Genomic DNA, 22,646 nt, shown 5'->3' on the forward strand with positions numbered 1-22,646 from the left:
TCTGCTGCCCCGGTACGGCCGCGGCGCGCGGCGGCGGGGCCACGCACGGGGAGCATGGGCGGGCCGATGCCGAGGTTCACCCGCACGGGGGAGCGCGCGAGGTGAACCATGGTGGTGGGCGGCGTGGGCGGGGTCGGGGCGCGCCCACGGCGGGCAGGCTCCCGGGCGGCGAGCAGGTCGCCGCGACGAGTCCGCTCCCGGGCCGGCGGGGCCCTGCGGGGAGGGCTGCGCGAATGCCGGGAACCCTGGACGGAGACGAGGCGGCGCACGATCCGGGGCGGTACCTGCTGCGGATCCGCGACCTGGACGGACGGCTGCACGGGCTGGGGTTCGTCGCCGACCCGCAGGGCACCGTCCTCACCGCCCACGAGAGCGTCGCGGGCCTCGACCGGATCGTCCTGCACACCCCCGGTGGGCAGACCCGCGTCCTGGGCCCGGAGTGCGTCCTGCCGCTGCCCGGGCAGGGCCTCGCCCTGCTGTGGACCGACGGCGTCGGCGGGCTGCCGGTGCCGCCGCTGCCCGTCGCCCGCCCGGACGGCGTGCTCACCGGCCGCGACGTGGTGCTGCCCGCACTGAGCGGGGAGGACGGCCGGGTGGTGGCGCTCGCCTGCGGCCTCCTCGGCGCCACCGGGGCGGTCTACGTGCCCTCGGCGCCGGCCGTGGGGCCGGACCGCTTCCACCTGCTCGGCGGCGTGCTGCTGCTCGGTCTGCCGGCCGGCGGCGGTGCGGTGGCCGTGCCCGCCGGGGCGCCCGTGCTGGACGCCCGCAGTGGCGTGGTGATCGGCGTCGCCGCGCCGGCCGTGCGCGCGCCCGAGCAGGCGGGCGCGCTCGCGGCCGTCCCCGCGTACGGGGGCGGTGCGGGGGAGCGCGCGCCGGAGCTGGCCGAGGCGCTGGCGCGCAACGACGCCGGTGTCCCGGCGTACGGGCCGGCGCTCAACCTGGCGGGTGTCCTGCGCCTCACCGCCGCCCAGGTGGCGTCCGCCGGTGCGGGCCCCGACCGGGTGGGCGCCCTGGCCGCCGACCGGGTCGACCGTCCGGACGGCCTGGCCGGGGACGAGCCGGCCGCGACGGTCACCGCCCTGGTCGGCGCGCCCGGCTCGGGCCGGAGCACCGAACTGGCCGCGCTCGCCGCCCGCCGCGGTGGCGGCGACCGTCCGCTGCCCACCCTCTGGCTGCGCGGCGCCGACCTGCGCGCGGAGTCCGCCGCGCTCGCCGACGCGGTGGAGTGCGCACTGGCGGCGGCCGCGACCGCCCTGGGCAGCCGCCCGGTGCCCGGGCCGGACACCGTGGCCGGTCTCTGCACGGCGGCGGGGCGGCCGCTGCTGGTGATCCTGGACGGGCCCGAGGAGGCGCCCGTCCCGCTCGACTCGGCCTGGCTGCGGGCGGCCGGGGAGTGGCTGACGGCCACCGGCGCACGGCTGGTCACGGCCTGCGGGGAGGAGGCCTGGGAGCGGCTGGCGCCGGACGGGGACGGGGCCGACGACGGCGTGGCATGGGGGGAGCGGTATGCGGGGGGTGGTGTCGGCGGTGGGGCGGCGGGGTGCGGCGGCCCGGCCGCCGGCCGGTGCCTGCCGGGCGGGGGCGGCGGGGCTGCGGTGCCGGGGGAGCACCGTCTGCCGGGTGGTTCAGGGGACGCGGCGGTGGAGCAGGGGGCCACGGCCGCCGGCCGGTGCGTCCCGGAGGGGGGTGACGCCTGGGCGGCGGCCGGGGAACGCCATGCGCCGGGTGGTGTCGTAGGCGGGCCGGCGGGCCCGTCCGGCGGCTTACCGGACGGCGCGGGCTGCCGCTGTCGCAGGGCCCTCGCCGTTCACCGGCTCGGGCCGCTGCCGGCCGAGGCGGCGGACCGGGTGCGGCGCCGGTACGGGCTGCCGCCGGGATGGCCGGCGCCGGCGGACGCCCGGCATCCGTTGGCGGTGCGGCTGGCCGGGGAGCTGTGGGCGGAGGGGGTGCGCGGCGAGCCGCCGGGCCGGGGCGAGCTGTTCGCGGCGCAGCTGGACCTGCGCTGTCTGCGGGTGGCCCAGCGGCTCGCCTTCGACGGGCGGCCCCGGCGGCCGGGGGCCCACCGGCGGGGCGCCGGGCGGCCGGCGGGGCTGTCGCACGGCCGGGTGCGGCGCCTGGCGGCCGCGGTGGCGGGCCGGGTACACGAGGCGGCCCGGCGGATGCTGGGGGCGGAGCAGGGCGGGCTCGGCCGGGCGGTGTTCGAGGAGCTGTTCCCGGTGGCGGGCGGCTGGGCGACGGCCGTCCTGGCGGAGGGTCTGTTCGTGCCCGCCGGGCCGGGCTACCGGTTCGCCCACGGCGAGTTCTCCGACTGGCTGCAGGGCCTGCACCTGGACCTCGACGCGGCGCTGCGCCTGCTGCTCGGCGAGGCCGAGGACACGCCCCCCTCGCCCGCCACCGGGCAGGAGGGGCCCAGGCCGGCGGGGGAGGCCCGTTCGGTGGCCCGGCACCGGGTCGGCCCGGTGGCGGCCGCGCTGCGGCGGCTGGCGCAGACCTGGGGCGCGCCCGCCCTGGATCCCTGGCTGCACCGGATCTGGCGGGCCCTGGACCTGCGCCCGCCGGGCAGTGAACCGGGCTGGTGGGCGGGCCGGTTGCTGGTGGCCGGGCTGGCGGCCAGTCCGGACCTCGCCGAACACCGCGCGCTGCTCGGCCAGTTGGCCGTCCGGATCGCCGAAGTCGCCCCGGCGGCCGGAGGGTTCGAGCGGCTGCCGGCCGACGGTCTGGGCCGCTTCGGCCCGGCGTTCTGGACCGGTCTCGGCCTGCCTGCGGAGCAGGAACTGGAGCTGCTGCGCCGCCTGGTGACCGCGGACGGCCCCGGGCAGCCGTTTCTCGCCGCCGCGGCCGGCCGGCTGCGCGCCGACCCGGCAGGCGTGCTGCCGCTGCTCTGCGGCTGGTTCGACGACCCGCGCGGCCTGCCCGGCCGCCCCGGCACCACCGTCGCCGACCTCGCCCACGACCTGCTGTACGCCCACCGGGCACTGGCGCTGGACGAGTTGACGGAGGCGCTGGCCGACGCCGCGCACCCGGGGGCGGACGCGCTGCTCACCGTGCTCGCCTCCGAGGAGCCCTCCGCGCTCTGCCGGGCGGTGGACCGCTGGAGCCACGACCGGCGGCCGGAGCGCCATGTCGCCGCCGCCGTCCACGCGTTGCGGGCCGCCCCGCACGCGCGCGGCGCCGGTGCGGAGCTGCTGCGGTTCACCGCGCTGACCCTGCTGGCCCGGGAGGAGGAGCCCGGGCTGCACGGCGCCGCCCTGGCCCTGCTGGTCCGGGACGGGCGGACCAGGGCCGCCCACCTGCCGGCGGCGCTCGCCGTCTACCGCCACGGCGAGGACGGCTTCCTCACCGCGCGGGCGCTGGCCCCGGCGCTGGAGAGCGACCCGGAGCCGGTGGTCGCCGCGTTCGCCGACCGGCTGGAGCGGCCGGGCACCCCGGTCGCCGAGATCCTGCGGGTGCTGGCCGACGCCGCCCCACCGGCCGGCCGGCGGGGCGCCGAGCTGGCCGCCCGGCTGCTGCGGGCGCAGCCGGCGTCGGGGGGCCCGGTCGCCGTCGACTACCTGGGCCGCCGGCTGCGGCACGGGGCGGCCGAGGAGCCGGCCGCCCGGTTGGAGCTGAGGCTGCTTCTCGGCAGCGCCCTGGCGGCCCGGGAGGCGGCCGTGCGCCGGCCGTTCGCGGAGGTGCTGGCGGTGCCGGTGGCCCAGGCCGCGGCGGACGCCCTGCGGTGTGATCTGCTCGACACGCTGCTGGCCGCCGAGAGCGACCCGGAGGTGCTCGGAGCCGTCGTGGAGCGGCTGGCCGGGCACTGCGCGGCCGAACGGCCGGCCCGGGCCCGGACGGTGCTGGCCCGGGTGGTGGCCGGACTGCCGGACGCGGACGGGCTGCTGGTCCGCTGCGCCGTCCGCTCGGCGGAGTTCGCGCTGCTGCTGGCGCAGTGGCCCGAGGACGGCTGGCCGCTCCCGCCGCGCGGGCCCGGGCTGGACCGGCTGCGGGCGCTGGCGGCGGCCGGGCGCGACCCGCAGTACGCCGCCGCCGACGCCGAACGGGGCGAAGCGCGCGGCGAAGGGCCCGAAACCGGGCGCCGTGCAGGGCAGGAGGACGCCTGGGAGGACGAGCAGGTGACCGTTCGCACACCGGCCGGCCCGGCCCGGTACCCGGCGGTGCGCCCAACCCGCCTTCCGGTGCCGAAGCAGGGGCAGGCGCATGGCACGCTATAGGGGTTCGGGTTTTGAGCGTTTGAGCGTACAGAAGGTACGCGCCGTACGGAACAAGGAGCGGTCAGGGTGCAGCGCTGGCGTGGCCTGGAGGAGATCCCCGGTGACTGGGGACGCAGCGTCGTCACCATCGGTTCGTTCGACGGTGTGCACCGCGGACACCAGCTGATCATCAACCGGGTGGTCGAGCGCGCCCGCGAACACGGCGTCCGTTCGGTCGTCGTCACCTTCGACCCGCACCCGAGCGAGGTGGTCCGCCCGGGCAGCCACCCGCCGCTGCTGGCCCCGCAGCCGCGCCGCGCCGAGCTGATCGAGGCGCTCGGCGTGGACGCCGTGCTGGTACTGCCGTTCACCGCCGAGTTCTCGAAGGAGTCCCCGGAGACCTTCTTCCAGCAGGTGCTGGTGGACGCGCTGCACGCGTGCCTGGTCATCGAGGGCCCCAACTTCCGCTTCGGGCACCGGGCGGCCGGCGACGTCCGGCTCCTCACCGAGCTGGGCCGGGCGGCCGACTGCGGCGTCGAGGTGCTCGATCTGGAGGTGCGCGGGGCGGCCGGCGACGGCGAGCCGTTCTCGTCGACGCTGACCCGGCGGCTGGTCGCGGCCGGCGACATGACCGGCGCCGGCGAGGTGCTGGGCCGCCCGCACCGGGTCGAGGGCGTGGTGGTCCGCGGCGCGCAGCGCGGCCGCGAGCTGGGCTTCCCGACCGCCAACGTGGAGACCGTGCCGCACAGCGCGATCCCGGCCGACGGCGTCTACGCGGGCTGGCTGACGGCCGACGGCGAGAGGATGCCGGCGGCGATCTCGGTCGGCACCAACCCGACCTTCGACGGCACCGCCCGCACGGTCGAGGCCTACGCGATCGACCGGGTCGGCCTGGACCTCTACGGGCTGCACGTCGCCGTCGACTTCCTGGCGTACCTGCGCGGGATGGAGAAGTTCGACTCCATCGACGCGCTGCTGGACCGGATGGCCGACGACGTCAAGCAGGCCCGCGAACTCACCGACGCCGACTGACGCCCGCGTCCGCGGACACCGAAGGGCCCGCCGGCCGGTCTCGATCCCGAGACGGCCGGCGGGCCCTTCCGCGTTGCTACTGCTGCTGGGGCGGCTGCGGGTAGCCGTACCCGGCAGGCGGCTGCGCACCCGGCTGCGGCTGGCCCTGGGGCGGCTGCCCCTGGGGGTAGCCGTAGCCGGCCGGCGGCTGGGCCTGCTGCTGCCAGTCCTGCTGCGGCGGCTGGGTGCCCGGCTGCGGCTGGGCCTGCGGGTAGCCGTAGCCCGGCGGGGGCGGCGGGGTCTGCCCCGGCTGCGGGGACCACGGCGCGCCGGGCGCGGGCTGGTTGGCCGGGTAGCCGCCCTGGCCGGGCTGGCCCGGCTGCGGGTAGGGCTGCGGCTGTGCCTGCTGCGGGTAGCCCTGCTGCTGCGGGTCCGCGTACGGCTGGGGCTGGCCCGGGTACGGCGCGGCGGCCTGCGGGGGCTGCTGCGCCTGCTGCTGCCAGCCGGACTGCTGGGCGGACTGCTGGGCGCGGATGATGTCCTCGCCGACCAGGGTGGCCAGATCGAAGTACGCCTCGCGGACCTTGGGCCGCATCATGTCGAGGTTGACCTCGGCACCGGCCGCCAGGCTCTCGTCGAACGGCACCACGACGACGCCGCGGCAGCGGGTCTGGAAGTGCGCGACGATGTCCTCGACCTTGATCATCTTGCTGGTCTCGCGGACCCCGGAGACCACCGTGATGCTGCGCTGGACCAGGTCCGCGTAGCCGTGCGCGGAGAGCCAGTCCAGCGTGGTGGAGGCCGACGAGGCGCCGTCCACGCTCGGCGTGGAGACGATGATCAGCTGGTCGGCGAGGTCCAGCACCCCACGCATCGCGCTGTACAGCAGGCCGGTGCCGGAGTCGGTCAGGATGATCGGGTACTGGCGGCCCAGCACGTCGATCACCTGGCGGTAGTCCGAGTCGTTGAACGTCGTCGAGACGGCCGGGTCGACGTCGTTCGCCAGGATCTCCAGGCCCGAGTGCAGGTCCTGCGAGGTGAACTGGCGGATGTCCATGTAGCTGCGCAGGTGCGGGATGGCCGTCACCAGGTCGCGGATGGTCGCGCCGGTCTGGCGCTTGACCCGGCGGCCGAGGGTGCCCGCGTCCGGGTTGGCGTCGATCGCGATCACCTTGTCCTGGCGCTCACTGGCCAGGGTCGCGCCGAGCGCGGTGGTGGTCGTGGTCTTGCCGACGCCGCCCTTGAGGCTGATCACGGCGATCCGGTAGCAGCTCAGCACCGGGGTGCGGATGACCTCCAGCTTGCGGGCCTTCTCGGCCGCGGCGGCCTTGCCGCCGAACTGGAAGCGCGGCTGCTGGCGCTGCTGCTTCGGCTGGCTGCGCAGCAGGCGGTCCGAGGAGAGCTCGACCGCGGCCGTGTAGCCGAGCGGGGCGCCGTGCGCGGTCTGCTGCGGGGTTGCGGCCTGCTGGAACGCCGCCGGAGCCTGCTGCTGGGGCTGCTGCTGCGCCTGCTGCCACGGCTGGGCCGGACCCGGCTGCTGGGCCTGCTGGGGCTGCGGCTGGGCCTGCTGGGGTTGCTGCGGTTGCTGCTGCGCCTGCGGCTGCACCTGCTGCGGGGGCTGCTGGTAGGTGTTCGGCTGCGGCCAGCCGGCCTGCCGGGGGTCGACCGGCGGCGCCTGCGGACCGGGCGCCTGCGGACCCGGTGCCTGCGGACCCGGTGCCTGCTGGGCCTGGGCCCAGGCGGCCTGCGGGTCCTGCGGCGGCACGGGCTGGGCGTACGGGTGTGCCTGCTGCGGGACCTGGTGCGGCTGCACCTGCGGGACCGGCTGCTGCACGGGCTGCTGCGGGTCCGCGTACGGCTGCGGCTGCTGCTGCGGGTCCGCGTACGGCCCGGGCTGCTGGGGCGTCGTGGGGGCGGCCGGCGGCCAGGACTGCGCGGCGGCCTGCGGCTGCTCCGGCGTGGGGCTTGGGACCGGCGCGGGGCCGGGGACCGGCGCGGCCGCCTCGGCCGACGGCGCGGCGAACGGGACGTGCTGCGCCTCGACGTGGGTGGCGGGCGCGGGGGCCGCGGCCGTCTCCGGGCCCGGGACGGGGGCCGGACCGGCGACCGCCTGCGGCGGCACCGCAGGACCGTCCACCCCCGGAACGACGGGCGGCGCGGCCAGGACGGTCGGCGCAGGCTCGGGCGAGGCCACCGGCGCGGGCGCGCCCACCGGGGTCGGCGCAGGCGTCGCCACCGGCGCCGCCTCCGACGCGGGTACGGGCGCAGGGGCGGGCACGGGTGCGGGAGAAGGAGCGGGCACCGGTGCGGCCGCAGCTCCCGAACCAGCCCCCGCCGCGGCGGCCCCCGCCGCCGGCGCGCCCACCGTACCCGGTGGCCCGCCCGCCGCTCCGGCCGCAGGCCCGGGCGTCACCGGCGCGGCCGGAGCCGCGGCGGCCTCCGTCTGCACGTACCAGGACGGGGGAGAGTAGTCGGGCGCGTCGGACCAGTCGTCGTCGTCCTCCGCCGCGTTGTCGCCGACGTAGACGCCGTCCCGATCGCTGCTCACCTAGGGCTCCCTCGTGTTCGCCGCCGCTGTTCGCGGTGCCGTTGCCGCATCAAAGACTAGGCCGTGCACCAGCCCCCGTTGAAGGCGGAGTCTCATCTCGCCGGGCAACCGGCGGGCGAGCACCGGGCCGGAACCGGGGGAATCCGGGCGGACACCGGGGCGGCACCGGCACAACGGCGGGGGCGCGGCCGGAAGCACGGCCGGGGAGCACCGGGGCACCGGCGGGGGCGCGCACCGCGGTCAGTCGATCCGGCGCGGACCGCCCAGGACCTGCTGCTCGGCCTGCCCGGCGATGGCCCGGACGTACTGGCGGCGCATCCGGGTCGTCCAGAGCGTCATGTCGTCGCCGAGGGTGGGCAGCGAGGCGACGTCCTGCGGGCCGAGCGAGAGCACCCGGCCGATCAGCTCGGCCTCCTGCGGCGAGACCCGCTGCACACCGACCAGGTCGGCCGCGTTCAGCACCCGGGCCGCGTTCGGGCCCAGGTAGGGCAGCAGGGTCAGGGTGGTCTGCCAGGGTGCGGCGGAGAGCCTGCTGCGCGGCGGGCGGACGCCGAGGTCGCGCACGACCAGCACCGGCGAGTTCACCGAGGCGCCCTGCGGGCCGAGCCGGCCGACCTGGTGGATCGTCACGCACGGCTGGCCGCCGCCCGCGGCCTGCGCCATCGGGCCCCAGAGCTGTGCGCGGGCGGTCTCGACGGCGATCCGGGCGCCGGTGGCGGCCGCCCGCAGCGCGATGATCTGGGCCGTCCAGACGCCGCCGACCAGGACGAGGTCGTAGGCGCTGGGCCGGAACAGGCCGAGGACGGCGGGCTGCTGCTGCACGTCCTCGCCGATCAGCACGCCGTCGTCGCCGACGGGGAAGGAGAGCGCGCCGAGGTCCTCGACGGTCAGCACGTGCTTCTCCCGGCGCGGGCCGCGCAGCCCGAAGCCGGGCAGGATGCGCGGCCGGACCCGGGGCTGCTCGGCGCCGGGCTGCGGGCCGGGGGCCGGATAGGTCTGGTAAGCCATCAGGAAACACCTCCCAGGGGCAGGGTGGCGAGCATGCCGGGGGCCTGCTCCAGGTCGAGCCGGGTCAGGCCGAGGCCGGCGCTCTGGGCCCGGGCCTCCACCTGGCGGCCGACCTGGACCACCTCGCTCTCGCTGCGCCCGGTCACCCGGACGTGGCCGCTGATCGTCACCGAGCCGCCGGTGCCGTGACCGGCGGTCAGGCTGAAGGTGCTGGCCAGCGCGGGCGAGCCGGTGACCAGGTTGACGAGGTCGGGGGCGGCGATCCGCCCGGGGGAGCCGCCGGGGCGGCTGAGCTGCGGCCACCGGGAGACCCAGTAGGTGCTGTGCCAGCGGTCGTCGATCCGCCAGAACCGGTTGCTCTCCTGGGTGCGGCGCCCGCTGCCGCCGCCGCTTCCGGTGCCCTGGCGTCCGGCCACGGCGAGCGGGTTGGCGCAGCTGGAGATGGCGAGTGCGGCGATCAGCTCCCGCTCGTCCAGCACGGTGGCGTTGAAGCCGGCGCTGTTGAGCCGCCCGGCCAGCTGGTCGGTGACCCGCTGGAGCGCCTTGCGGGCGCCGTCCTCGCCGCCGCCGCGGGCGAGGACGGCGGTGGCGGCGCGCTCCGGGTCGAGCTTGAGCGCGACCCAGGTCAGCCGGAGGCCGGGGGTGGCGGTGCCGTCCGGCAGCTCGCGGTAGGCGCGGGAGGCCAGCGACTGCTCGGGCAGGTGCGGGGCGGGAGCGGGCTGGGTGTGCTGGACGACCTGGATCGACTCCAGGGTGATGTCGTCCACCTGCAGCGCCGAGCAGACCACGTCCAGCGGCAGCGGCAGCGCGGTGCGGACCGGGCGCAGCGGCTGGTCCTTGGCCTGGACGAGCAGGACCGAGCTGAGGAAGGTGCCGTCGCCGACCATGCCGGTCTCGCGGCGCATCGGGCGGCCGCCGAAGTCGGTCTCGGTGGCGTGGGTGTAGGTGCGCAGGGCGGGTTCGAGTTCCAGCGCGGGGGCGAGGGCCGGGTCGGTGCCGGCCGGCGGCACGTTGGTCCGGGCCTGCTTGCGACGGGCCTTCAGGGTCGAGCGCACCAGCAGCAGCTCGGGGATGGTCCGGCCGCGCAGCGGGATCACGGCGAGGACGACCAGCGTCAGCGCGACCGCGCCGAAGGCGCCGGCCATCGGCTTGCTGATGGTCCAGCCGACCGCCACCAGGGCCACCGCGACCTCGACCAGTACGAGTTGCTGGAGCCTCAGCCGGCCGCCGAGCAGCCCGGGCCGGGGGTGGACGCGCACCGGGACGGCGGAGCCGGGCCCGCCGGCGGGCGTGGGCACGGGCGCGGAGGCGGAGCCCGGGTCGTGCTGTGCCCGCCGGCCGGACCGGCGCGACCCCCTGCCCTGTGCCGTGCTGCGGCGCCCTTGAGCGGTCTGGCTTGGCATCCCCCGAGTGGCCCTCTCTGATCAGTTGTCGCGGCCCGGTTGGCCGGTTCGCGAACCGTACCCGTACCGTACTCACCGTCTGCTGCCGCATCGTAGAGGGTTCGAGGTCGCTCTCGCCCGGCGGGTGCGGACTCACGGGGCAGGTCGGTCGGACAGGGGAGACGACGAGGATGGCATCACGCCGGGACGAGCTGAACGCCTACACGTTCGCCCGCAAGCGCACAGTCGGGGCTTTTCTGCTGCCCGGCGGCGGAGGCAGTGACGAGGACGCGCCGCGTCCGGTCAAGGCGATCCTGCCGAGTGTGGTGGTGGGCGCGCTGGTGGTCGGCGGGTTCGGGCTCTGGGGCGTGTTCAAGCCGAGCGCGCCGGTGGGCTGGGACGACGGCAAGAACATCATCCAGGGCAAGCAGAGCACCACCCGCTACGTGGTGCTGAAGGACCCTGACGGCAAGACCAAGCGGCTGCACCAGGTGCTCAACATGGCCTCGGCGCGGCTGGTGCTGGCGGCCGACGCCAAGGTGGTGGTGGTCGCCGACGACGTGCTCGACAAGTACCCCAACCACGGCCCGACGATCGGCATCCCGTACGCGCCGGACAAGCTGCCGACCAAGGACAACGTCAGCAGGGCGATGAAGTGGTCGGTCTGTGACCGCCCCGGCTCGGACGACAAGCAGGCGACCGTCAACCAGGCGGTGTTCGTGGCGGGCGGCGCCGACGCCAAGGCGCTGGAGGCCAAGGACCGGGTGCTCGACGTCGACCAGGCGCTGCTGGTGGAGCAGAAGGACGACCAGCAGGTGACCGTGCAGCCCGGCGCGGGCCAGCCGGCGGCGGGCCAGAGCAAGCTGAAGCTCTTCCTGATCGACGCGAAGGGCCGCAAGCACGCCATCGCGCCGAACGACCCGGACGACACCAAGACGCAGCTGATGGGTGCCATCTTCGGGACGACCGCGACCTCCCAGCCGGTCAAGAAGGAGTGGCTGGACACCCTGTCGAACGGCAGCGACATCGCCTTCCCGAAGATCGACGGGCTGGTCCCGGACGCCAAGGCCCCCAACTCCTCGGTGGCGCTGCAGAACGCCGAGGACCGCAAGGTCGGCCGGCTGGTCAAGGCCGGCGACCGGTACTACGTGGTGGGCAAGGACAAGCTGTACCTGATCACCCAGTTCCAGGCCGAGTTGATCCGTCAGAACCCGGCGCTGCAGCCGCTGTACAACCAGGACGCGAACAAGAACCCCCGGATCGACGACATCACGCCGGCGGAGCACGCCGCGCTCAAGAGCGACGCGCCGCTGATGGGGGAGGGTGGCAAGGACTGGCCCAGCAGGACCGGTGCGCCCGCCAACAACTGGCAGGCGCAGAAGGACGCGAAGATGGTGCTCTGCAGCACCTTCGACGGCGTGGCGGAGGACGGCAAGACCCCCCGTCGCAGCGTCTGGGCGGGCTCCGACTACCCGGTGAAGTCCGGTACCGGCGCGGCCGTCTCGGCCCATGTGACGCCCGGTCTGGGCCTGTTCTACCGGGCGCTGGACAGCGGCGTGGACGGCTCCGGCAGCGACTACCTGATCACCGAGACCGGTCTGCGCTACGCGGTGCCGGCCAACAGCACCGGCGGCAAGGGCGGTTCGGCGACGGCGCCGCCCGGGCAGCCGAGCCCCAGCGCCACCAAGACCCCGTCGGCCCAGCCCACCGACCCGGCCGCGCCTCCGCAGCAGGAGGAGACCGGCGGGAACCAGGCCCGGCTCGGCTACCAGGGGCTTCAGCCCGTTCCGGTGCCGCAGCAGTGGTCGAACCTGGTGCCGGCCGGCCCGGCGCTCAACTCCAAGAGCGCGGCCCAGCAGCAGAACGCGTGACGGCCCTGCCCGGTAAAGGAATTGGTCACAGTGTCATGGTCTCGTAACTAGCAGTTGCCCGGTGTTGGGCCAGCTGCGTACGCCGACTACAGTGCTGCAGGACATCACACCGTGATGCGCGGAGTGGCCGGAAACGGCTGCCCGGACACAATGTCTGTCTCATGGGGGACGGTAGAGCATGGGTCAGTTCACGACGACCGCTCAGGAGATGCTGGCTTTCGCCAAGCACATGGACGAGGTCATCGGCAAGATTGACGGCGAGATCAAGAGCCTCAACGCGCTGGTCGACTCGGTCAAGGGCGGCTGGAAGGGCCAGGCGGCTGCCGCCTACGGCAACCTCCAGACCGAGTTCAACCAGGACGCGGCCAAGCTGAACGAGTCGCTGCGGGCCATCAAGGGCGCGATCGAGATCACGACCAAGCAGTACTCGCAGACCGACGCGGACCAGCAGACCGCGTTCAAGGCCTGATCCCTGCTTTCTGCCAGGTCAGTCATCGACGTCCCCGGCTGAGGGTCGACGTCGCCATCTCGACAAGGAGACACTGTGTCCGACGGCCAGATTCTGGTGAACTTCGAGACCGTGCGAGGTGCCGGTACTCAGGTTCGCAACACCGCCAACACGATCAAGAACCAGCTCGACGAGCTCAAGAGCGGCGTCAACAAGATCGCCCAGAGCTGGCAGGGTGCTGCGCAGGAGGGCTACCGCGCCCACCAGACGCAGTGGGACCAGCGCGCCGCCCACCTGCAGGAGACGCTGGCGAAGATCGCCACCGCTCTGGACCAGGCGGCGGAGAGCTACAACAACACCGAGAACAGCAACAAGAAGCTCTGGACCTGACGGAGCCTGAGCCCCCGTCGGGGGCATGAGTGACTCCGCCGAAGGGGCGGGTGCCCGGTACCGGGCACCCGCCCCTGACGCGCAACCACGGGGTGGAAGACATGAGGGGTGGCAGGGTGTCCGTAGTCAGGTACCGGAAGGCGGCCGCGACGGCGGCGGCACTCGCGGTGCTCGGCGGCCCGCTGGCCGGCCCGGCGCACGCGGACGGCCCCGGCCTCGCCGCCGCCGGTGACTGCTCCAAGTCCGCCCAGAACGTGATGGCCGTCCCGTGGTCGCTCCAGCGCATGGTGCTCGACGAGCTCTGGCAGGGCGGCCGGACCACCGGCGCGGGCGTGACCGTCGCCGTCATCGACACCGGGGTGGACGACACCAACCCGCAGCTTGCCGACAAGGTCCTCGACGGCGGCTCGCTGCTGAAGGAGAAGGACGGGCAGAAGCCCGAGGGCGGTGGCAAGGTCGACCCGGTCGGCCACGGCACCAAGGTGGCCGGCATCGTCGCCGCCGCCGCCCGCAGCGACGTGACCGGTTTCGTCGGGCTCGCCCCGAGCGCCCGCATCCTGTCGATCCGCCAGAACGACGCGGAGGGCAGCGGGGACGTCCACACCCTGGCCGCCGCGATCAGCCAGGCGGTCCAGCAGGGCGCCAAGGTCATCAACATCTCCCAGGACGTGCGCGGAGCCGGCGACGCCGGCTTCGCCGGCTACCCCGAGCTGAAGGCCGCGATCGACGCCGCCGAGGCCAAGGACGTCGTGGTGGTCGCCTCCACGGGCAACGACGGCAAGGAGGGCGACACCTACCCGGCGGCGTTCCCCACCGTGCTCGCCGTCGGCGCCTCCGACCGCAACAACGAGCGCGCCCCCTTCTCCCAGTACGGCGACTTCGTGGACGTCGCCGCGCCCGGCGTCGACATGCTCTCCACCGTTCCCCACGGCGGCCAGTGCGTGGACAACGGCACCAGCTTCGCCGCGCCCTACGTCTCCGGCCTGGCGGCGCTGCTGGTCGGCGCCCACCCGAAGTGGAAGGCGCGGCAGGTCCGCGCCTGGATCGAGCAGACCGCGCAGCGCACCGACCGCAAGGCCAACGAGTACGTCGGCTGGGGCGTGGTCGACCCGGTCAAGGCCGTCACCAAGGCGCCCGAGGTGGCGCCGGAGGCCGCGCAGGAGGACCCGCCGGTCGAGCTGGCCGCCGCCCCGATCGTGCCGCAGCCGGTCGGCCTCGGCGAGACCCAGGCCGACCGCGACGGGCGCACCGCGACCTACGTGCTGGGCATCGGCGCCCTGCTCGTCGCGCTCCTCGTCGGCGGCGGCATCGTGCTGCGCGACCACCGCCGCCGCCCCTCGAACTGAACCGGAGACTTTCCGGCCCGTCTGTAACATCCGGCCCTGCCCGCCGCATCCAAGAGATGTCGACGACGAGAGCAGGGGGCGCGGGGGATGGGGCGGATCGGTGCCACACGTGAGAGCAAGGACGCGGAGTTCCTGGAACTCGTGTCGAGCCGAACCGGCCACCTCTACCGTTCCGCCTGCCTGCTCACCAGCGGCGACACCCACCACGCCGAGGACCTCGTCCAGGAGGCCCTCAGCCGGATGTACGTGCTGTGGCGCCGCAGCGCGTGGACCGGCGGGCGGCACCGCATCGACAACCCCGGGGCGTACGCCCACACCGTGATGGTGCGCACCTTCCTCGCCCAGCAGCGCCGCCGTTCCAGCGGCGAGCGGCCCACCGGCGAGCTGCCCGAGCCCGAGGGCCGCGAGGCGGACAGCACACTGCGGCTGACCCTGCTCGACGCGCTCGGCCGGCTGCCCGCCAAGGACCGGGCCGTGCTGGTGCTGCGCTACTGGGAGGACCGCAGCGTCGAGGAGACGGCCGAGGTGATGCGCGCCTCCTCGGGCGCGGTCCGCACCCGGACCAACCGTGCCCTCGGCCGGCTGCGCACCCTGCTCGGCGACTCGCTCGCCGAACTCGCGGCCCACTGAGCCCGCGGCCCACTGAGCCCGCGGCCTGCGGACGCCGGGCGTCCGCCGCGCACCGGGTCTGCCGCGTACCGGTCCGCCGCCGTCGGATTCCCTGCCCGCCGCGTGCGGGCGCCCCGCCCATCGACCCATCCCGTGACCGAAGGAAACGGTGATCGCGCATGTCCGAACAGGACAAGTTCGAAGACGATCTTCTCTACGCAATGACCCGCACCGGGGAGGGCTTCCGTGCCGAGCAGGCCTCACTGGTCACCGCCGGCCTGGCCCGCGGGCGCCGTCGCTGGCGCCGCCGTTCGGCCGCCGCCGTGGTGAGCGGCGCGGCCGCCCTGGCCCTGGTCGGGACGGGCGCGGTATACCTCTCCGGCAGCGCCGACGGCCCCGGGAGCGGGACGGCACTCACCGCGGCCGCCTCGGGCAGCGGCGCCGCGGGCGGCTCGGGCGCCGCGCCCGCCGCCCAGGCGCCGTCGGCCTCCGCCTCCAAGGCCGTGGTCAGCGGGGACGAGGTGCTCGCCACCCTTCAGGCACTGCTGCCCAAGGGCCAGGTGTCCGACGGCAAGGGGCGCGGCACCGGGGACGGCCCGGCCGCGGGCACCTTCGCCGGGGCGGACCTGGTCTTCGACGACGGCCACGGCAAGTCGCTGGTGCAGATCGGGATCCAGAAGCACCGCAAGGGCCAGTCGCAGCCGCACACCTGCCCGACGGACCTCAAGCTCGCCCGGGTCGACTCCTGCGCCGCCACCACGCTGCCGGACGGCTCCCAGCTCGTCCTCAGCCAGGGTTACGAGTACTCGGACAACCGCGCCGACACCAAGGAGTGGTACGCGACACTGACCGGCCCGGACGGCCGGGAGATCATGCTGAGCGAGTGGAACGCGCCGCAGGAGAAGGGCGCGCCGGACAGCCGTCCGAACCCGCCGTTCACCCTGGACCAGCTGAAGGCCGTGGTCACCGACAAGTCCTGGGACCGGATCGTCGCGGCGGTCCAGTACGACGGGGTCGACTACGCGGCGCAGGCCACCGGCCTGCCCCTGGAGGACCGTCAGGCGATCCTGGCCAAGCTGCTGCCCGCCGGGGTGACGGTGACCAAGATCACCGGCAACGAGGTCTTCGCCGACGTCCAGCTGGCTCAGGGGTCGGCCGCCGGATCCCTGGTCCTGCGGGTGCAGAAGCTGGTGCCGGGCGACCAGTCGACGGAGCAACTGTTCGACGGCTCGACCGCGCTGCCCGACGGGAGCAGGCTCAAGCTCTACGGCCCGGGGACGGCCAACTCCAAGGGCACGCCGATGGCCGACGTCCTGCGTCCGGGCAACCTGCGCGTCCTGGTCGCCCAGGGTCCGACCGGCAAGCCGCTGCTCACCCTCGACCAGCTGACGGCGATCGCCGGCAGCCCGCTGTGGCAGGCCGCGAAGTAGGGCCTCGCACGGCGAACGGCAGTGCCCCGGGCCTGGGGGAGCCCGGGGCACTGCCGTGTGGGGGAGGGGTGGGGGTCCTGACGGGCCGTTCTCAGGCCTGCTGGTCCTCGGGGAGGGTGATCACCCAGCGGGTGGCCTGCCGGGGGCGCAGGTAGAACAGCCAGTAGAGGGTGGCGACGGCGGTGATGCCGCCGGTCCAGAGCAGCGGCACCGTGTCCAGCTGCGTGATGACGTAGACCAGCACCACGATCAGGACGACCGGGATGGCCGGCCAGAGCGGCATCCGCCAGGCGGCGGCGTGCTTGTGGTGGTTGCGGCGCGAGAGCAGTGCGGCGACCGCGACCAGCAGGTACATCCCGGTGACGGCGACGCCGGTGATCTCGCTCAGCAGCTCGCCCTTGACGAAGCAGAGCGCGGCGCCGGGCAGGCCCACGGCCAGGGTGGCGACCCACGGGGAGCCGAACCGGCCCAGGGTGGAGAAGGCCTTGTTGACAGGCTCCGGCCAGGCCTTGTCGCGGGCGGAGGCGAACAGCACCCGCGAGTTCTGGATGACCATGACGATGCCGGCGTTGATGATGGCCAGCGCGACGCAGAGGCTGATGAAGGTGCCGACGGCGGAGTTGCTCCAGCTGGTGACCATGCCGGAGATGTCGCCGGAGCTCAGGGTCTCCAGGTCGGGGGCGCCCATGGTGATGGCGGCGACCGGGATCAGGATGACGGCGGCCGAGATGGCCAGCGTCCAGAGCACCGTCCGCGACACGTTGCGGCGCGGGTTCTCCAACTCCTCGGAGAGGTAGACCGCGGTGGAGAAGCCCTGGGTGATGAAGAGCGCGATCCCGAGCGCGCCGATGATGGCGCCGATGCTCACCGTGGTGGCGGCGCCGCCGTCACCGGCGACCACGCCGTGCAGCATGCTGGGCGCGTTGCCGTTGGCGTGGGCGAAGCCGAGCACCGAGACGACACCGGCGGCGATGACCTCCAGCACGAGGAAGATGCCGGTGATCCAGGCGTTGGCCCGCAGGTCCAGCAGGCCGGCCAGGGTGGCGGCGAGCATGACCGCGGCGCCCGCGATCGGCTTGTCGACGTGCAGCACCGGTGCGAGGTAGTCGGCCGTGCCGAGGGCGATGACCGAGGGGACGATCATCACCACGATCAGCGAGAGCACGAAGACCAGCCAGCCGGCGAGCCGTCCGGCCAGGGTGCCGACCATCGCGTACTCGCCGCCGGCGCTGGGGATCAGGGTGCCGAGCTCGGAGTAACAGAAGGCGACGGCGATGCAGAGCACCGAGCCGATGGCGATGGCCAGCGCGGTGGCGCTGCCGATGCTGGAGAACAGCTCCGGGACGATCACGAAGAGCGTGGAGGCCGGGGTGACGCAGGAGAGCGTGAGCAGCGTGCCGCCCACGACGCCGATCGAGCGCTTGAGCGTCTGGGGAGAGGCGGCGCCGTCGGCGGCCGCAGCGGGGGCTACGGCGTGTGGCGGGCGAAGCGTGTCGGTCATGTGGCTTCCGATCGGCTCTGAGCGGTCCTGGAGAGGGAGCGGTATCGCCTCCGCTGGCTGGCTGCTCTGGGTCTTGGTCCTGACGCTCCCGGGCCGCCATGGAACCTTGGGCGTATTGAGCACGTCAATGCCGGAATTGCTTCGGAATCCGTTGCGAAGGAAGGCATAAACATGCGATCCGGTGATCACGCGCGGTCATTATCACGTATGTCCGACTTGTTACCTTGCCCGAATCGCGCTTGAATCCAAGGTGAACTGAGCATTGCGGGCTCTCATTCAAAGGTTGCTGTCGGTCGGGGAGGTTACTCGCCAGGCGGCCTTCCGCCGCCCGGCCTCCGTCCGGCGGGGTGCGGGAACCGCAGCGGCACGCCGGAAAGATCTAGGTAACGTTTCGGCACCCGGGACGCGAAAGGGGCCGGGCTCCTGGGAACCCGACCCCTTCGATCACTTTCCGTGACCACCGCCGATGGCGGCCACGCATACTATGCCGACGGCAGCCAGCCCGTCTGGACCATCTGCCCGCTGGTCACCCGGCGCGAGACGAACACCCCGCGGCCCGGCGGCAGCGGCTGCGGCTTGACCGTCCCCAGCAGCGCACCCTCGTCCTTGTTGCCGGACAGGATCACGCCCTGGCCACCCAGCTCGCGCATCCGCTGCATCACCGGCTCGTACAGCGACCGCCCCGCGCCACCCGCGCTGCGCGCGATGATCACGCGCAGGCCGATGTCGCGTGCGAACGGCAGGAACTCGGCCAGCGGCGCCAGCGGGTTGCCCGAACTCGTCGCGACCAGCTCGTAGTCGTCCACGATCACGAACATGTCCTTGCCGCTGTACCAGCTGCGGTTGCGCAGCTGCTCGGCGGTCACGTCCGGGCCCGGCAGACGGCGCGAACAGGCCCCGCGCAGCATCTCCACGATGCTGGTCATGGTCGGCTGCGCGGCCGCGTACTCCACCAGGTACTCCTGCGGCACCGCGCCGAGCAGCGCGCGGCGGTAGTCGCCGACCACGATGCCGGCCTGGTCCGGGGTGTACCGCTCGGTGATCTGCTTGACCAGCAGTCGCAGCAGCGCCGACTTACCGGACTCGGTGTCACCGAAGACGATGAACAGCGGGTCGGTCTCGAAGTTGACGAACGCCGGCGCCAGCTCCAGCTCGTCCACGCCGAACGCGACGCCGCGCTCCGGGTACTCGAAGCCCTTCGGCAGCGCGAACCCGTCCAGCACCGTCGGCAGCATCCGGACCTGCGGGGCGCGCGGGCCCGTCCAGGCCGCGTTGACCGCCGCCACCAGACCGGCCACGCCCTGCTGCAGGTCGTCCACCGAGCGGGAGCCGTCCAGCCGGGGCAGGCCCGTCAGGAAGTGCATCCGCTCCGAGGTGATGCCGCGCCCGGGACTGGCCGGCACGTTCTGCGCCACCCGGCGGTCCACCTCGGACTCCATCGAGTCACCGAGCTTCAGCTCGGTCCGGTTCTGCAGCAGGTCCTTGAGCGCCGGGCGGACCTCCGCGTACCGGGTCGCCGTGACGATCAGGTGGACGCCGTAACCGAGGCCGCGCTGGGCGATGTCCCCGATCACGCCCTCCAGCATCTCGAACTCCTGCTTGAAGGTGTTCCAGCCGTCGACGACCAGGAAGACGTCGCCGAACTGCTCGTCCGGCAGCTGGCCGGCCGCCCGGCGGGCCCGGTACGTCGCGATCGAGTCGATCCCGGTCTGCCGGAACAGCTCCTCGCGCCGGTTCAGCACCCCGTGCACCTCGCTGATCATCCGGCGCACCTTCTCGGCGTCCAGCCGCCCGGCCACCCCGCCGACGTGCGGCAGGTCCTGGAGCGACTGGAAACCGCCACCGCCGAAGTCCAGCAGGTAGAACTGCGCCTCCAGCGGGGTGTGGGTGAGCGCGAACGCGGCCACCGTGGTGCGGATCATCGTCGACTTGCCCGACAGCGGACCACCCACCACCAGACCGTGGCCGCCCGCACCCGAGTAGTCGTGCTCCAGCACGTCGCGCTTCTGCTCGCGCGGCCGGTCCACGATGCCGACCGGCACCTTGAGCCGGCCCAGGCCGGCGGACCCGGGCGAGGTCAGCCCGCGCTCCGCCGTCGCCTGCAGCGGCAGCATCAGCTCGTCCATGCTCGGCGGATCGTCCAGCGGCGGCAGCCACACCTGGTGCGCGGCCGGGCCCTGGCCCACCATCCGCTGCACGAACACGTCCAGCACGGTGTCGACCAGCGCGTCGTCCTGCTCCTCGACCTCCGGCTCGACCTCCTGCACCAGCGGCTCCACCACCGGCACCTCGGCCGCCGAGAACAGCACGGGCTGCGCCGTCACCAGCCGGCCGCCGGTCGACCGCTGCTGCCCGGGCGCGCGGTACGGGCCCGAGACGTACGCGGCCTTGAACCGCTCCATCACGTCGGTGCCGAACTTCAGGTAACCGACACCCGGCACCGGCGGCAGGTGGTACGCATCCGGCACACCGATCGCCGCCCGCGACTCGGCCGCCGAGAAGGTGCGCAGACCGATCCGGTACGAGAGGTAGGTGTCCAGACCGCGCAGCTTGCCCTCCTCCAGGCGCTGCGAGGCCAGCAGCAGGTGCACACCCAGCGAACGGCCGATCCGGCCGATCTGGATGAACATGTCGATGAAGTCCGGCTTCGCTGTGAGCAGCTCGGAGAACTCGTCGATGATCAGTACCAGTGACGGCAGCGGGTCCAGCGCCGCACCCGCCGCACGGGCCCGCTCGTACTCGTTCACGTTGGCGTAGTTGCCGGCCGAACGCAGCAGCTCCTGGCGGCGCACCATCTCACCGTCGATCGCGTCGCGCATGCGGTCGACCAGGGTGAGCTCGCCCTCCAGGTTGGTGATCACAGCGGAGGTGTGCGGCATGTCCGCCATGCCGGAGAAGGTCGCACCACCCTTGAAGTCGGCCAGGACGAAGTTCAGCGTCTCCGAGGAGTGCGTCATCGCCAGTCCCAGCACCAGGGTGCGCAGCAGCTCCGACTTGCCGGAGCCGGTCGCGCCGACGCACAGGCCGTGCGGGCCCATGCCCTCCAGCGCGGCCTCCTTGATGTCCAGGTAGACGTGCTCGCCCCCGGCCCCGACCCCGATCGGCACCCGCAGCTTCTCGTGCTGCGCCCGCGTGCGCCAGCTGCGCGACACCTCGAAGGAGCCCGGGTCGCCCGAGTTCATCAGGTCGGTGAAGTCCAGGTTGGACAGCAGCGGCTCGTCGTCACCGCCGGCCGAGATCCGGTACGGCGCCAACTGCCGGGCCAGCGCCTCGGACTGCCAGGTCGAGAGGGTGTCCGGCTTGCCGGAGTAGGTCGCGCCCGACGCCGAGCGGAGTACCAGCTCGTCCGGCGTCACCGTCACGATCAGGTGGCCGGTCGGCTCGTCCAGGTCGCCCGGCACCACCTCGACGATGGTCACGCCCTGGACGCCCTCCGCGCCGGCCAGCAGCGAGTCGTGCGGCACCGAAGCGCCGTCCATGACGACGATGATGTGCGGCTGGTCCGAGGACGGCGCCGCGTCCCGCACGAACCGCTGGCGGCCCGCCAGTTCGTCCTGGAGCAGGAACTCCAGCTCACCGAGGCCGGTCGCGATCAGCCGGCGCGAACCCGCGCCGTCGCTCTCCTTGCGGTGCTGGTTGTGCGGGAGCCACTTGGTCCACTCCCACTCCTCCGCCGCACCCGGCGCCGCGGCCACCGTCACCAACAGGTCGTCCGGCGAGTGCAGCGTCGTCAACTGGGCGATCATCGCCCGCACGTTGCCGTACACGGTGTCCGGGTCCCCGCACACCGTGATGTGGTAGAAGGCGCGCAGCGAGACCGCCAACGGCAGGTCCTGCAGGGTGCCGTGAGCCTTGAGGAAGGTGTGCATCGCCGCCGCGGAGAGCGGTTCCAGCTCCTCCATCGGCGCCGTCTGCGGCGCCACCAGCGGCGTCGACAGCTGCACCGGCCCGCGGCCGACCCGGATCTGCGCGAAGTCGGCGTCCCCGGTGCGGCGTTCCCACAGCCGGCGGCCGTCCGCGACGATCGACCAGAGCTGGTCCGGCTCCGGGTTCAGGAACAGCTGCGCGCCGCGCTGGCGCTCGGCGGTCCGGCGGACCTGGCGGCGCATCTGCTGCAGGTACTTCAGGTAGTCGCGGCGCTCGTCGGCGGTGGCGGTCGAACCGCCCTTGCGCGCCCGCACGATCTGGGCCAGCGCCATGCCGACCGTCGAGACGATCATCAGACCGCCCATGATCTTCATCGGGGCCTGCGCGCCGGGCGAGAAGAAGAACACCGCCGAGCCGCCCATGCCGAGCATCGGCAGGAGGCTCATCATCCAGTCCTCGCCGCCCGACCTCGGCAGCTCCGGCGGGGTGACCAACTCGACCGGCTCGTCCGGCACCGCCGGCGGATAGGCCCGCGCGGGTCGCTTGACCGTGATCACGCTCATGCGCCCACCTCGCTGCGCCCGGCGGTCGCCTGACGGGACACGCACCTTCCGACGACTCTCCCCCGGCCTCCGGCCGGGGGGACCCCCATGCTCCGGTCACTCATGTGCGCACCACACCCCACGGCCTTGAACGGCTCGCTCAATCACTTCGGCATCAGCCCTCACGCAACTGGATACGTACGGGTGAGGGCGCCCCGTGTGACGCCGCCCCCGCTCCGCCGACCGCAGGCAGACCCGGGGAGGAACGCGGCCCCTGCCCCCGTCGCCTTGCGCAGGGGCCGATCCTACTGGGCGCCTGTCCGGCTGCTCAGCCCGGGCCCGCGGCACCTCCGCGACCCGCACCGGCCCCGCCCCTCACCCCTGCGCATCGGCAGGCACGAACGGAGCGGGTAGGGTAACGCCGCGCCAACTCATGGCCGGATCGAGACAGTTCCGCCCGGCCGGCGCCGCGCAGCAGCCAGACCGACCGCCGCCGGCAGAGCGGC

At 74.2% G+C, this 22,646-nt stretch carries 13 protein-coding genes; 8 read left to right on the plus strand and 5 right to left on the minus strand.

What is annotated here, in order from left to right; translation table 11 throughout:
- The first annotated feature begins 233 nt into the window (after positions 1-233).
- Entirely contained in the window at positions 234-4,208 is a 3,975-nt protein-coding gene (locus ACZ3YO_RS36885; protein WP_465578247.1) for a hypothetical protein, read from the plus strand.
- 66 nt (positions 4,209-4,274) lie between these two features.
- A complete protein-coding gene (locus tag ACZ3YO_RS36890; RefSeq protein ID WP_465578249.1) occupies positions 4,275-5,219 on the plus strand; it encodes a bifunctional riboflavin kinase/FAD synthetase in 945 nt (314 codons plus the stop codon).
- 76 nt (positions 5,220-5,295) lie between these two features.
- On the opposite strand, the gene ACZ3YO_RS36895 is transcribed toward ACZ3YO_RS36890, so the two are convergent.
- The 3 genes from ACZ3YO_RS36895 to eccE all read right to left on the minus strand — a co-directional run bounded on the left by ACZ3YO_RS36895 (position 5,296) and on the right by eccE (position 10,052).
- Positions 5,296-7,746, minus strand: a complete 2,451-nt coding sequence (locus tag ACZ3YO_RS36895) for a MinD/ParA family ATP-binding protein (protein WP_465578251.1) — start codon at positions 7,744-7,746, stop codon at positions 5,296-5,298.
- A gap of 240 nt (positions 7,747-7,986) precedes the next feature.
- Positions 7,987-8,754, minus strand: a complete 768-nt coding sequence (locus ACZ3YO_RS36900; protein WP_465553070.1) for a hypothetical protein — start codon at positions 8,752-8,754, stop codon at positions 7,987-7,989.
- Complete coding sequence (gene eccE / locus ACZ3YO_RS36905) at positions 8,754-10,052, minus strand: type VII secretion protein EccE (RefSeq protein WP_465578254.1); 1,299 nt, start codon at positions 10,050-10,052, stop codon at positions 8,754-8,756. The genes ACZ3YO_RS36900 and eccE overlap by 1 nt, the downstream gene beginning before the upstream one ends.
- A 275-nt stretch (positions 10,053-10,327) precedes the next feature.
- Between eccE and eccB the strand changes: the two genes are divergently transcribed.
- From eccB to ACZ3YO_RS36935, 6 genes are all read left to right on the plus strand, one after another.
- Positions 10,328-12,007, plus strand: coding sequence for a type VII secretion protein EccB (gene eccB / locus ACZ3YO_RS36910; RefSeq protein WP_465578256.1), 1,680 nt, complete (start codon positions 10,328-10,330; stop codon positions 12,005-12,007).
- A 178-nt stretch (positions 12,008-12,185) separates the two neighbouring features.
- Positions 12,186-12,476, plus strand: a complete 291-nt coding sequence (locus tag ACZ3YO_RS36915) for a WXG100 family type VII secretion target (protein ID WP_396325588.1) — start codon at positions 12,186-12,188, stop codon at positions 12,474-12,476.
- Between the two features lie 75 nt (positions 12,477-12,551).
- Positions 12,552-12,845, plus strand: a complete 294-nt coding sequence (locus tag ACZ3YO_RS36920) for a WXG100 family type VII secretion target (RefSeq protein WP_465553077.1) — start codon at positions 12,552-12,554, stop codon at positions 12,843-12,845.
- Between the two features lie 116 nt (positions 12,846-12,961).
- Positions 12,962-14,191, plus strand: a complete 1,230-nt coding sequence (mycP, locus tag ACZ3YO_RS36925) for a type VII secretion-associated serine protease mycosin (RefSeq protein WP_465578259.1) — start codon at positions 12,962-12,964, stop codon at positions 14,189-14,191.
- An 87-nt stretch (positions 14,192-14,278) separates the two neighbouring features.
- On the plus strand, positions 14,279-14,821 hold the full coding sequence (locus tag ACZ3YO_RS36930; RefSeq protein WP_396326075.1) for a SigE family RNA polymerase sigma factor: 543 nt from the start codon (positions 14,279-14,281) through the stop codon (positions 14,819-14,821).
- 158 nt (positions 14,822-14,979) lie between these two features.
- On the plus strand, positions 14,980-16,230 hold the full coding sequence (locus ACZ3YO_RS36935; RefSeq protein ID WP_465578261.1) for a hypothetical protein: 1,251 nt from the start codon (positions 14,980-14,982) through the stop codon (positions 16,228-16,230).
- Positions 16,231-16,321: 91 nt separating this feature from the next.
- Here ACZ3YO_RS36935 and ACZ3YO_RS36940 read toward each other — a convergent pair whose 3' ends face one another.
- Entirely contained in the window at positions 16,322-17,731 is a 1,410-nt protein-coding gene (locus ACZ3YO_RS36940; protein ID WP_465578263.1) for an APC family permease, read from the minus strand.
- A 482-nt stretch (positions 17,732-18,213) separates the two neighbouring features.
- Complete coding sequence (eccCa, locus tag ACZ3YO_RS36945) at positions 18,214-22,161, minus strand: type VII secretion protein EccCa (RefSeq protein WP_465578265.1); 3,948 nt, start codon at positions 22,159-22,161, stop codon at positions 18,214-18,216.
- Positions 22,162-22,646: the final 485 nt, after the last annotated feature.

Source organism: Kitasatospora sp. NPDC022785, from assembly GCF_055561295.1.